The following is a 12,351-nucleotide window of genomic DNA, read 5'->3' on the forward strand; positions in this document are numbered from 1 at the left end:
CAGGCGCCATCGGCCGGTGTGCCCGCTGATGCGCCCAGCCCCGAGGCAGGGCTGCTTTCAACGTTCGAGGTGGGCGATGCCGGCGTGTCCTCCGGGGACGGGGGCGATGGCGCGGCACAATTTGCATTGGCGGCCCAGGGTGCCCGTGTCGATGGTGGTTTTGAGCTATTGCTTGATGATTGGTTGAGCCTATCCCTTGTTTCCTTCAGCTCACGCAGCAAACGCCCGGATACCAACTGGAGTTGCTCAGGCGTGAGCAAACTCAGCCATTCTTCATCCATCTGGCGCAGGTCGAAATCAGTGAGAGGCGTGGGCTTTTTTAACAAGATTGCACATCATACATTGAACTGAGTTTCCAGGCAGAAAAATTGTCTGCGGGGAGGTGATTGGTTACGGCTGAACAGTTACATTTTCGCGGGAATTGTACTTTCCAAACTGGGAGTTCAAGCCGAACGTTTGAAACGGATAGAAACGTTGTTGCTTTCCTATCCAGGAATTGATAAAACGTCATTGGAATTGTCGCCAGAGGTTAAAGAAATGATTAACAATGGGCATAAATACAAAGCAATGATTTTGCATAGAAAGCAAACAGAATCGTGTGCGCGCAGTTCAGAATTGGCAGTGGAAGAGTACATTGCAGAGCAGCGAATGGCGGCCAAAAGGACATAATCGTTACGCGCCACAATAGTATGGCGCGCAGTTTCAGTCCACTTGATTAGTAGTTCATCGAGACGCTTGGCTGACCCTTCGCTGTCGTGTGAAGAAGTTCTATTAAACGACGAATGACGCATGCGTCCGAACGACGCAGATGGTTCCGCAGCAGGAAGGACTTTGTGCTCTTCGTCCAGGTGTCACCGCCGCTCAGCGCGCCGGTGACACCATCAACCTAAAAGGTAATCGGTCAAGGCCGCCACACCGGACGCACCTTGGTGTTGATGTCGGTCGCCTGTCCCACGCGCGACTCGGCATCGACAAACCCCGAGCGATTGCCGGAACTCAGGTTGAGGCCTTCGCCGCGGTATTCCACATCGCCGTACAGGTTCAGGCTGCCCGATGCGACCTGGGACCGTTCGAAGAATCCCAGTGGGTAGAAGGTGGTGCGCACCTGGGCCGAGCCGCCGACGATGAAGGCATTGTCGCCGTTGTTGCCGCGTTCCCCGATGATGCTCAAGCCGCCCACCGTGCCGCCCGATACCGTGCCGTTGGCGACGATGGCCTGGTCTTCGATGCGCGCATTGCCGGTGACCGAATTGCCCGCCAGGACCGTCGCGTAAGGGCCGACGAACACGCTGGCCGGCGTCGTCGATGGTGCGCAGCCGCCGCCGTTGGCGTGACGCGCCGTGCCGGCCGGGCACGGATCGCGCTGGCCGTTCTGGAAGCCCTGCGGCCACGCGTTCGCCAGTTCGATCATGTATGGATAGCGCCAGATGGTGCCGTACTCCTGTTCGGCGACGATGGTCTTGAACACCGACGGCGTGGCCGTCACCACCAGGAACAGCGGTTCGCCGGCATTGACCTTGTAGGTCAGGTTGCCGTCCAGGCCCTTTTGCAAGGCGCTGTAGCGTGGCGCGGTGAACTGGGCGTTGGTGGCCACCAGGCCCCAGCGGAAGTCGGCGTCGGAGCCGGGCTGGTTCACGCCCCGGAACTTGACGGTGATGGTGGTCGCGCCGCTGGCCGGATACAGGCGCACCACGTTATAGCCGAAGCGCTGCGGCGCGCCGTAGTTGGGCGAGACGAAGCGGCGGTTGCCGGTCCAGTTGGTGTCGAGCGCTTCGAGCGGCATCAGGCGGTGCATGCGCTCGGACTTGTCGGCCTGGGTGATGTTACCGTAAGCGTTGCGGAAGGCGTCGGGCGTGGCCTTGTAGTCCCACGTCACGTTGTGCATGGCCCAATCGCCGAAAAAGTCGTTGAGCTGGGACATGCTCCATCCGCGTGACTTCTGGATGTTGGTGAACGGGTCGGGACCGGGGGTGGTCCAGATCTGGTTGGTCGCGACCGGGCACTGCTTGTCCTTGAGGTATTCCATGAACTGCCAGTTGCAGTAGCGGTCGCGCGTTGAACCAAGGTACAGGTGCGGCGCGTTCGACAGCATCTCGGAGCAGTGGGCTTCGTTCTTGTACTCGGGAAGCTGGTGCGGCGTGTAGTTGGCGTGGCTCTCGGCGATCCAGCCGCAGGTGTTCGAGTCGGGACAGCCAAGGCCGCCGTTGTACGCCATCCAATATTGCCAGGCGTGGGTGAATTCGTGGGTCAGGCCCCAGTGGTCTTTCAGGGCGCCAGGCCCGATCCACATGCCGACCCGGTCGCGCGCCCAGCCGCCGGCAGTCAGGCCGTCGGTGGAATGGATGTGGATCGAGGGCTTGATCTTGGCGGCCGTGTTGTAGAACGGCTCGGGCATGAACAGATTACTGTTGAACAGGTTCTGCCACACCGTGTTTTCGAGCGTGCTGACCGCCAGGTTGAGGTCGGTATCGGAGACTTTTTCGTCGGAATAGAAGGCAAAGTGCGTCGATTCCTTGACCAGCTTGTAGTTCGGGCGGTCGGGGGAGGGGCCGCCCGCGGTCCAGGTGCCCGGCGTGGTGGCGGGCTTGTTGCTGTCGCAGCCAGTGGCCCAGACCGTGGTCGTGGTGCCATTGTCGACCACCGGCGTTGGCGTTGGCGTTGGCGTTGGCGTCGGAGTCGGGGTAGGAGTCGGAGTCGGAGTTGGAGTTGGGGTAGGGGTCGGCGTCGGCGTCACCGGGCCGATCGCACAATACTTCTTCTTTCCCGCGATGGGGTCGCCAAATGTGGCGTTATTGCACGCCACATTGCCGGAGAGGCTTTTCGTGACCCACTTGTTGCTTGCGCCGTAAGACACCGAGCGCTTGGCGGCGCCGACCACACAGGTCTCTCTCTCGGCGGCGCACTTGGTATATCCGCTCGGCCAATCGGCGGCGAAAGCCGGTGTCGCGGCGCTGCAGGCCAGCAGCGCGCTGGCGCTGGCAATCAATGTCTTGCGAATAAGCTGATCCATGTCCATCCCTCTAATGTTGTACAACGAGAAATGGTATGTTATCAGATGACTTGTGAAAAATGTAACTCTATTCAGTCCTAGTGATCATCTTTTTCGCGCCAGTAGCGGCGCAGGAAGCCGGAACGGTCGGGAGAACGGTCACGCCGCCCGGTTCGCAACAGCCGTGACGATCCCTGCGATGGCCCCGACGATGCCAGCGCCGGTGATGACCAGCAAGCCATACAGCAATGGCGTGCCCCAGCTCCGGTGCTGGTAGGTCTTGCCGTACCTACTGGCGACGAAGCGGATCTGGTCGCGCGCGCTGATGAAGTACCAGGCGATGATGACCGCGAAGCCGAAGAAGAAGTTAAAGGTGCCAACCGGGCCTGATTCCGGCATGGCGAACACCAGCGTGAACGACACGAGGAACAGCAGCGCACTGCCGATCAGCCAGCGTTTCGATGCCGCCGCCTTGGCGGGCTGGCCCAGCATTTGCCAGTTTTTCATGTGAATGCAGGAACCGAACATGATGCCGAACAGCAGGCACCACGCAACGGCCGCGCTTGGATTCCAGAGCGGTGGGCTCAGCCTGGTGTCGCCGCTCGTGGTGCCAGCGGTCGCCTGGGGCGGGGCATAAGGGTTATCGATCATCGTGTTCTCGCATCGCGTTTGCGCCGGCCAGGGTGGCCAGTTGTCACGTGTCAGACCAGCAAAACGCCTGTCGGTTCCATGATGGACGCGCATTCCATTTCGCCATGCGCAGCGGGCAGGCGTGGCGATCGCGGGAAAAGTGGCCGTATCGACCATATCCTGTGCTAGAATCTCGCCCGCTGCCCGGATGGTGAAACTGGTAGACACCCGAGACTTAAAATCTCGTGCTCGTAAGGGCGTGCCGGTTCGATTCCGGCTCCGGGCACCACGAATAGACTGTTTAGTTCCAGAAAGGGTCCGGCTTCCTCCAATCTCATGGAGGAAGCCGGACTTTTTTGCGCCTGTGCGTTGAGCGAAATCCGGGTTTGTCCGGGTTTTGCCAAAAAATGACAGAGGAATGGGCAATGGCAGTGCCAAAAAGTTAATACGTGGCAACTATCGCAGACCTACTCCCTTTCCAAACGAGGGCTTGCCTTGGAATATGCGGCAAACTGGACAAGGGCAAGTACAACGACCGATCTCGTCATTTTTCTCTCATTCATAGTTCGCTTGGCTGCAAGTGGCCTGTGGCGACCGGCCATAGCGCCCCAAGCACGCGCTCTGGAAACGCTGCAATTGACGGGAGCGCACCTTAAGGCGATGCCAATCAGGCGTCATTGCGGTCAATTAACCCCCCGTACTCATCCGAGTAAACGAAGTCGCCAGAAAATACGCGTTTCGTATACGACGTGAACCACGAACCGAAATTGGGGGCGGCTAGCTCTCGTTCGCCTGAATCGTGCCACATGGTGATCACCTGTCCCGCCGATCCAGATGTATCCGGGGCAAGGTCGAGACAAAGATGGTCGCCACCACCGTTGTGGGTAAATGGAATCCATCTGGCATTCCACCAGTCGTTCCGGACTCCACTTGAGGGATCAGAATGAATGCCTGCAAAGTCACCACCGTCGAGCAGACCCTTCCATACCGTCCATTGCGCCAGGATTTCATCCGTTGACAGGAATTCGGAACCGTCAAACAATCCGCCTGCATCCGGATTCTGGCCATTATGGATCTTGAGGCAGGCCACATAATCCTCTGGCAAGGTGATCCCCATTGCTTCCTGAAGGCCCGCAATCTGTTCATCCGTCGCCGGTGGGTTAAGGCCAGCGAGCCCTTCAGGCCAATGCTCTGCTAGCCATACTTCGAATCTGGTCCATGAACTACGCATATCGCTACTCCTGTTAATCGCATTGTGGTATGAAGCCGACTCGACGCCATGTGCGGCCAGGGCCCACCTCTGGCCGCGAGCGGAAGTTCATCGAAATCAGTATAACTCAGCAAAATTGCAAAAAAGGAAGCTTCCCTTGCCGGGTCAGGCGCGCCTGTTGCTGCGTAGTCGCGTTCCCTCGGCCAGCGGTATGGTGTAGCATTCGTGGCGGCGTGCCGCAGTCCGGCCCGCCGCAGTACTTACAAGGACACGAATTGAACATCACTATCAACGAGGAACTGCGTTCCTTCATCGACCCGCTCACCGCCAACGAATACGCCGCGCTCGAACGCAGCCTGCTGGCCGAGGGCTGCCGCGACGCCCTGGTGCTGTGGAACGATGTGCTCATCGACGGCCACAATCGCTACGACATCTGCCAGAAGCACCACATCGCATTCAAGACCGTGCAGAACGCGACCTTCGCCTCGCTCGACGACGTCATGCTGTGGATGATCGATAACCACCTGGCGCGCCGCAGCGTGTCGGACTACCAGCGCGGCGTGCTGGCGCTGCGCAAAAAAGATATCGTCGCCGCCCGCGTGGCCCAGCGCGCCGCCGAACCGGAAGCCGCGCAGGCCGCGCCCGACGCGGCCAAGGTGCCCGAATCGCCGCCCTGGAACACGCGCGAAGACGTGGCCAAGGCCGCGCGCGTGTCGAGCAATACCATCAGCCAGATTGAACGCATCCAGAAGGCGGCCACGCCGCAGCTGGTAGAAGCGGTGCGCTCGGGGACGATCTCGATCAACGCCGCCGCCAACGTGGCGTCGCTGCCGGAATCGGTGCAGATCGCGGCGGTGGCCGGCGGGCGCAAGGAACTGCAACAGGCGGCGCGCCAGGTGCGCGAACAGAAAGCGTCAAGCCGTCCGCCCAAAGAGCCGCCAGCCGACGCCGAAGCCGACTTGCGCGCCCAGGTGGCAACCCTGCGCGAGAAGGTCGATGCCCTGGGCGCCGAGAACCAGGTCCTCAGGGAGCGCCTCGCGGCCCTGGGCGAGAGCGCCGCGTAGCCGCGCGGGAGCGCACGCCGCGATTGAAAATCGTCAGGAGATGCATCGATGTTTCGACCCTTTCTCGTTTCGACACTGCTTGGCTGCGCCACCATCGCCAGCGCGCTGCCCGCCGGCGCCGCGCCGGCCAGGCGCGCCGGCGTGTCATCCGCTGTGACGCCCGAACAGGCGCGCTGGCACAAGACAGCGCAACGCGTGACCATCATGCGCGACAAGTGGGGCATTCCCCACGTCTTCGGCAAGAGCGACGCCGACGCCGTCTTCGGCCTGCTGTACGCGCAGGCGGAGGACGATTTCAACCGGGTCGAACTCAATTACATCAACGCGCTCGGGCGCCTGGCCGAAGTCGAAGGCGAGGCCGAAATCTGGCGCGACCTGCGCATGAAGATGTTCATCACGCCGGGCGACATGCGGGCCAGGTACGCGGCCAGCCCGGCGTGGCTTAAAAAATTGATGGTCGCCTTTGCCGATGGCCTGAACTTCTACCTGCACACCCATCCCGAGGTCAAACCCAGGCTGATCACGCATTTCGAGCCGTGGATGGCGCTCGCGTTCAGCGAAGGCAGCATCGGCGGCGATATCGAGTCGATCAATCTCAAGGACCTGGAGCAGTTTTACGGCAAGAAGAGCGCGCTGGCGCTGGCCGACGCCCCGCATGCCCTCGACCGCGAACCGCGCGGCTCGAACGGCTTCGCCATCGCCCCGAAACTGAGCGCGTCCGGGCGCGCTCTCCTGCTGATCAACCCGCACACCTCGTTCTACTTCCGCCCTGAAGTCCACGTCGTCAGCAACGAGGGCCTGAATGCTTACGGCGCCGTGACCTGGGGCCAGTTCTTCGTCTATCAGGGTTTCAACGACAAAGCCGGCTGGATGCATACCTCGGGCGGCGGCGACGTGATCGACGAATACCTCGAAACGGTGACCGAAAAAGACGGCAGGTACGTCTACCAGTACGGCGGCGGCGAGCGCTCCCTGCGCGAAGTCAAGATCACCTTGCCCTACAAGAGCGCGGGCGGCATGGCCAGCAAGAGCGTTACCGCCTACTTCAGCCACCACGGGCCGGTGGTGCGCGCGCAGGACGGCAAGTGGGTCGCGGTCAAGCTGATGGAGGAGCCGCTCAAGGCCCTCACGCAGTCGTACATGCGCACCAAGGCCCGCAATTACAAGGCGTTCCGCAAGACGATGGCGCTGCGCACCAACTCGTCGAACAATACCGTGTATGCGGATGCCGACGGCGCCATCGCCTACTTCCACGGCAATTTTGTGCCGAAGCGCGACACCGCCTTCGACTGGAAGAAGCCTGTTGACGGCAGCAATCCGGCCACCGAATGGCAAGGCTTGCACGCCATCGACGACACCATCACGCTGCTCAACCCGGCCAGCGGCTGGATCCAGAACACCAACAACTGGCCGTTCGCGGCAGCCGGTGCGAGCAGTCCGCGCCAGCAGGACTACCCTGTATATATGTGGTCGCTGCCGGAGAACGCGCGCGGCCTGCATGCCGTGGCCGTGCTGGAAAACCGCACGGATTTCACGCTCGATAGCCTGATCGCCGCCGCTTACGACAGCCACCTGACCGCCTTCGATCCGCTGATCGCCTCCCTGGCCGCCGCCTACGACGAGCTGCCCGCCGGCGCCGCGCTCAAGGCGCAGTTGGCGCCGCAAATGGCCGCCTTGCGCGCGTGGGACCGCCGTTACGGCCTCGACTCGGTTGCGACCTCGCTGGCCGTCTACTGGGGCCAGGAGATGGTCGCGAATGCGTCCGCCGCCGCCAAGGCGAACGGCGTGCCCACGCTCGACTACATCCGCGACAGCCTGGCGCCGGCCGAGCGCCTTCAAGCGCTGGTGCGCGCCACGGCCAGACTGGAGACGGACTTCGGCGCCTGGCAAACGCCATGGGGCGAGATCAACCGCTTCCAGCGCGTCAGCGGCGATGTCAGGCAGCAGTACGATGACGCCAAACCGAGTTATCCGGTGGCGTTCGCGTCGGCCAACTGGGGTTCGCTGGCCGCCTTCGGCATGGTGGCGCCGCAAACGACGAAGCGCATCTACGGCGACCGTGGCAACAGCTTCGTGGCGGTCGTGGAGTTCGGGCCGCGCGTGCGCGCCAAAAGCATTCTGGCCGGCGGCAACAGCGGCAATCCGGCTTCGCCGCATTTCAGCGACCAGGCCGAGATGTACAGCAAGGGGCAGTTCAAGGATGTCCTGTTTTACAAAGCCGATATCGAGAAGCACCTCGAACGCAAATACCATCCCGGCCAATAGGAGCGCAACGTGATCTTGAGCGAAAAACAGAAAATGCTGGCCGGCGAAGCATATCGCCCCGGCGACGCGGAAATCCAGGCCGACCAGTCGGCCGCCAAGGCGTGGATGGTGCGCTACAACGCCGCCCTCGGCGAGCCGGCGTCGGCGCGCCGCGTTTTGCTGGCCGCGCAGTTCGGCGCGGTGGGCGAGGGCGCGGTGATCCGCCCGCCGTTCCACTGCGATTACGGCTACAACATCCACCTCGGCAAAGACGTTTTCCTGAACTTTAACTGCGTCATTCTCGATGTGGTGAGCGTTTCCATCGGCGAGGGCACCCAGATCGGCCCGGCCGTGCAGATTTACACGGCTGACCACCCGCGCGAGCCGGCGCTGCGCAAGGCGGGACTGGAATCGGGCCGCCCGGTGTGCATCGGGCGCAATGTCTGGATCGGCGGCGGCGCCATCATCCTGCCCGGTGTGAGCATCGGTGACGACGCCGTCATCGGCGCCGGCAGCGTGGTCACGCGCGACGTGCCGGCCGGCGCCACCGCTGTCGGCAACCCTGCGCGCGTGCTGGGTACCCGTCCCTAAACCGCTAAATTGCGACCCGCCAGGCGCGCCTTCAGAAAGTCGACGAACAGCCGCGTGCGCGCCGACAGCAGGCGCGTGTCGGTAATCGCATGCACCGGGATCGGCGCCAGGCGCCATTCTGGCAGCACCCGCAGCAGCCGTCCCGAGGCCAGTTCGTCGCGCGCGATCACGTTGTCGAGGATGGCGATGCCGGCGCCCTCGCTTGCCAGCGCGCGGCTCAGGCCCACGTTGTTCATCAGGAAGCGCGCCCTGGCCGGCACCGTGACGCTGGCCGCGCCCTTAAACAAGGTCCATCCACCCTGCCCGATACCCGGAGCGGCGCACAAGGCGTGCCGTATCAGGTCGTCCGGATGGTCGAGCGGCGGCGCCCGCTCGAGGTAGGCCGGCGCCGCATATAGCTGGCGCTCGAGCAGCGCGATCTGGCGTGCGACCAGCGTCGATGGCGCGCTCGGCGCAGGCCCCATGCGAATTGCCAGGTCGAACGGCTCGGCCAGCAGGTCGACCCGGCGCGAGGCCGCTTCGAGTTCGAAGTCGATCAGCGGATAGGCCATGGCGAATTCGGCCAGCAGCGGCGCCAGGTAGTTGATCGCCAGGTCCACCGGCATCGAAACGCGCAAGGTGCCGCTCGGACGCGCCGCATCGCCGCGCAGCGCTTCGTGCGCCACGTTGGCTTCTTCGACGATGCCCTGGCAGCGGTTGAAGTACGCCTGCCCGGCGTCGGTCAGCTCGACCCGGCGCGTGGAGCGGTGCAGCAAGCGCACGCCGATTTCCTTTTCCAGCGCGGCGATATTGCGCGACAGGGTGGAACTGGACATGCCGAGCGTGACGGCCGCCTTGCGGAAGTTCTTGGTCTTCGCCACTTCCACGTACAGCTGCATGTAGTTCAGTAATTGCATGCCGATTGCTCCATTTATGCAGCAGAGTATCTTGTTTTTGTCTGTTTATCTCATTGATGCAGCAATGTACCATGGGTTCTCACTCAGCCAGAAGGGAAACAGATGAACACCTTATTCACCCCGCTCGAACTCGGCCAACTGACACTGCCCAACCGCGTCGTGATGGCGCCCATGACGCGCTCGCGCTCCGACGACGCCAGCGGCGTGCCGTCCGCCGCCGTCGCCACGTATTACGAACAGCGCGCCGACGCCGGCCTCTTGATCACCGAAGGCACCTTTCCCGGCCCGATGGGCAAGGGCTATGTGCGCACCCCCGGCATTCATACCGATGCGCAGATCGCCGCCTGGAAGGATGTCACCGACGCCGTACACCGCAAGGGCGGGCGCATCTTCATGCAGTTGATGCATTGCGGGCGCATGTCGCATCCGGGCATGCTGCCTGGCGGCGCGGCGCCGCTTGCGCCATCGGCGATCAAGCCGGCCGGCACGGTCTATACCGCCGCCGGCCCGCTCGAACTGACGCAGCCGCGCGCACTGTCGACCAGCGAGGTGCAAGCCGTGATCGAGGAGTACCGTAGCGCGACCCGCAACGCGCTCGCCGCCGGCTTCGACGGGGTCGAACTGCATGCGGCGTCGGGCTATTTGCCGGAGCAGTTCCTGTCATCGTCCACCAACGAGCGCACCGACCAATATGGCGGCTCGCTGGAAAACCGCGCGCGTTTCATCCTCGACGTGCTGGCCGCGATGGCGGGCGAGGCGGGCGGCGCGCGGGTTGGCATCAAGATCGCGCCGGAGATGGGTTTTAACGACATCAGCGATGCCGCGCCGCAGGAAACCTACAGTTACCTGGTGCGGCAACTGGCACCGCTCAAGCTGGCCTACCTGCATGTGGCCCAGTTCAAGACCTCATTCGACTACCACGCGGCACTGCGCCCGCTGTTCGCCGGCGCTTACCTGCAAGGCGGCGGGCTGGTAAAGGAAAGCGCCGACGCGGCCATCGGCGCGCAGCGTGCCGACGCCGCGGTGTTCGGTGGCCTGTACCTGGCCAATCCCGACCTGGTGCGGCGCTTGCGCCAGGGCGCACCCCTCAATGCGCCCGATTCCGCAACCTTCTATTCGCCCGGCACGGCCGGCTACACCGATTATCCGGCGCTGGGAGAAGCGGCATGAAGCGCGCCGTTCGCATCCACGCCTACGGCGGCGCCGGCGTGGTCCAGGTCGACCAGGTTGACGTACCCGCGCCAGGCGCCGGCGAGGTGCTGGTGCGGGTGCGCGCCGCCGGCGTCAATGCGCTGGACTGGAAGATCCGCCAGGGGTATCTGCAGGCGGTGTTCCCTCTTGCGCTGCCGGCCACCCTCGGCATCGAGCTGGCCGGGGAGGTGATGGCGCTCGGCGATGGCGTGACCGACTTCGCGCCGGGCGACCGGGTCATGGGACCGTTCGGCGCGCTGGGCGCCTACGCCGACGTGGTGGTGGTGGCGGCGCACAGGCTGGCGCCGGTGCCGCAGGCGATGGATTACGTGCAGGCCGCAGCGCTGCCGGTGGCCGGCCTGACCGCGTGGCAGGCATTGCGCGCCGCCGGCCCGCTGCTGCCCGGCCGGCGTGTGCTGATCCACGGCGCGGCCGGCGGGGTAGGGAGCTTCGCGCTGCAGTTTGCCAAGGCGGCCGGTGCGGTGGTGCTGGCGACGGCGTCGGCAGCCAGTCGCGGCCATGTGCTGGCGCTGGGCGCGGACCGCGTTTTCGACCGGCACGCCGAACGCTTCGAGGAGCAGGTGCGCGACATCGACCTGGTGCTCGACCTGGTCGGCGGCGACACGCTCGATCGCTCGTGGCAGGTGCTGGCCGAGGGCGGCGCCATCGTCAGCACGGCCGCTCCCGACATCGCGGCGCGCGCACCGGCCGGGCGGCGCGGCCTGTGGTTCACGATGGCGCCGGACCGGCGGCAATTGAGCGAGATCGCCGCCATGGTCGCCGCAGGGACGCTGCGCTCGACGATTGCCCGCGTCACCGGCATCGACGGCCTGGCGGCGGCCATCGAAGAAAGTCACAGCGGGCATGGGCCCGGCAAAGTGGTCGTCGATTTCACCCGCTGATACCAAGATGCAACAGGCACGTCCGCCGCGCTTGCTATAATGACGCGCTTCAATTGGTGGGAACATGCAGTGGCAAAACTTTATTTCAGGTATTCGGCGATGAACGCCGGCAAGTCGACAGCGCTGCTGCAAGTCGCGCATAACTATGAAGAGCAGGGCCAGCAGGTCAAGTTGTACACGGCCGCGATCGACAGCCGCTACGGCGTGGGGCAGGTCACATCGCGCCTGGGGCCGCAGCGCGAGGTCGATATCTTCGATGGCGAAACCGATTTCCTGATCGAGGTGCCGAAAGTGGCCTGCGTGCTGGTCGACGAGGCGCAGTTTTTATCGACCGCCCAGGTGCAGCAACTGCACCAGTTGGCGCAGGTGCGCGGCGTGCCGGTCATCTGCTATGGTTTGCGCAGCGATTTCCGGGGCGAGCCGTTTCCCGGTTCGGCCTATTTGCTGGCGCTGGCCGACGACATCGAGGAGTTGAAGAATATCTGCACCTGCGGGAAAAAAGCCACGATGAACATCCGCGTGGACGAGCAGGGCAAGCGGATCAGGGAAGGCGAGCAAGTGTCGATTGGCGGGAACGAGCAATACCGCCAGGCCTGCGGCCGGTGTTTTTACGCGGGCTGACACGGCCCGAGGG

12 protein-coding genes and 1 tRNA gene are annotated in these 12,351 nt (G+C 63.5%); 9 read left to right on the plus strand and 4 right to left on the minus strand.

Going from position 1 to position 12,351, the window contains the following annotated elements:
• Positions 1 to 351: hypothetical protein (locus F1735_RS36575; RefSeq protein WP_167238327.1), on the plus strand; the 351-nt coding region annotated here is incomplete at its 5' end.
• A gap of 123 nt (positions 352 to 474) precedes the next feature.
• Complete coding sequence (locus F1735_RS18605) at positions 475 to 669, plus strand: hypothetical protein (RefSeq protein WP_167238328.1); 195 nt, start codon at positions 475 to 477, stop codon at positions 667 to 669.
• Between the two features lie 232 nt (positions 670 to 901).
• On the opposite strand, the gene F1735_RS18610 is transcribed toward F1735_RS18605, so the two are convergent.
• Entirely contained in the window at positions 902 to 3,010 is a 2,109-nt protein-coding gene (locus F1735_RS18610; RefSeq protein ID WP_187364293.1) for a DUF6055 domain-containing protein, read from the minus strand.
• A gap of 138 nt (positions 3,011 to 3,148) precedes the next feature.
• Positions 3,149 to 3,640 carry a hypothetical protein gene (locus tag F1735_RS18620; protein ID WP_167238329.1) on the minus strand — a complete coding sequence of 164 codons (492 nt, stop codon included), beginning with the start codon at positions 3,638 to 3,640 and terminating at the stop codon, positions 3,149 to 3,151.
• A 181-nt stretch (positions 3,641 to 3,821) separates the two neighbouring features.
• Between F1735_RS18620 and F1735_RS18625 the strand changes: the two genes are divergently transcribed.
• Positions 3,822 to 3,908: transfer RNA gene (locus tag F1735_RS18625), tRNA-Leu, on the plus strand.
• 378 nt (positions 3,909 to 4,286) lie between these two features.
• On the opposite strand, the gene F1735_RS18630 is transcribed toward F1735_RS18625, so the two are convergent.
• Entirely contained in the window at positions 4,287 to 4,850 is a 564-nt protein-coding gene (locus tag F1735_RS18630; RefSeq protein ID WP_167238330.1) for an SMI1/KNR4 family protein, read from the minus strand.
• Positions 4,851 to 5,104: 254 nt separating this feature from the next.
• Between F1735_RS18630 and F1735_RS18635 the strand changes: the two genes are divergently transcribed.
• The 3 genes from F1735_RS18635 to F1735_RS18645 are packed head-to-tail and all read left to right on the plus strand — an operon-like array spanning position 5,105 to position 8,728.
• Positions 5,105 to 5,893 (plus strand): hypothetical protein, encoded by a 789-nt coding sequence (locus F1735_RS18635; RefSeq protein WP_167238331.1) that lies wholly within the window; start codon positions 5,105 to 5,107, stop codon positions 5,891 to 5,893.
• Positions 5,894 to 5,941: 48 nt separating this feature from the next.
• Positions 5,942 to 8,158 carry an acylase gene (locus F1735_RS18640; protein WP_167238332.1) on the plus strand — a complete coding sequence of 739 codons (2,217 nt, stop codon included), beginning with the start codon at positions 5,942 to 5,944 and terminating at the stop codon, positions 8,156 to 8,158.
• 12 nt (positions 8,159 to 8,170) lie between these two features.
• The gene (locus F1735_RS18645; RefSeq protein WP_373888549.1) at positions 8,171 to 8,728 is read left to right on the plus strand and encodes a sugar O-acetyltransferase; all 558 of its coding nucleotides are present in this window, start codon (positions 8,171 to 8,173) and stop codon (positions 8,726 to 8,728) included.
• On the opposite strand, the gene F1735_RS18650 is transcribed toward F1735_RS18645, so the two are convergent.
• Positions 8,725 to 9,624 carry a LysR family transcriptional regulator gene (locus tag F1735_RS18650; RefSeq protein ID WP_167238334.1) on the minus strand — a complete coding sequence of 300 codons (900 nt, stop codon included), beginning with the start codon at positions 9,622 to 9,624 and terminating at the stop codon, positions 8,725 to 8,727. The genes F1735_RS18645 and F1735_RS18650 overlap by 4 nt on opposite strands.
• Before the next feature lie 102 nt (positions 9,625 to 9,726).
• On the opposite strand from F1735_RS18650, the gene F1735_RS18655 reads away from it, so the two are divergent.
• From F1735_RS18655 to F1735_RS18665, 3 genes are all read left to right on the plus strand, one after another.
• The gene (locus F1735_RS18655) at positions 9,727 to 10,794 is read left to right on the plus strand and encodes an alkene reductase (protein WP_167238335.1); all 1,068 of its coding nucleotides are present in this window, start codon (positions 9,727 to 9,729) and stop codon (positions 10,792 to 10,794) included.
• A complete protein-coding gene (locus F1735_RS18660) occupies positions 10,791 to 11,717 on the plus strand; it encodes an NADP-dependent oxidoreductase (protein ID WP_167238336.1) in 927 nt (308 codons plus the stop codon). The genes F1735_RS18655 and F1735_RS18660 overlap by 4 nt, the downstream gene beginning before the upstream one ends.
• Before the next feature lie 69 nt (positions 11,718 to 11,786).
• Positions 11,787 to 12,338 (plus strand): thymidine kinase, encoded by a 552-nt coding sequence (locus F1735_RS18665; RefSeq protein ID WP_167238337.1) that lies wholly within the window; start codon positions 11,787 to 11,789, stop codon positions 12,336 to 12,338.
• The last annotated feature ends 13 nt before the right edge of the window (positions 12,339 to 12,351 follow it).

This window comes from Massilia genomosp. 1 (genome assembly GCF_011682185.1).
Classification (GTDB): Bacteria; Pseudomonadota; Gammaproteobacteria; order Burkholderiales; family Burkholderiaceae_D; genus Telluria_A; species Telluria_A rubra.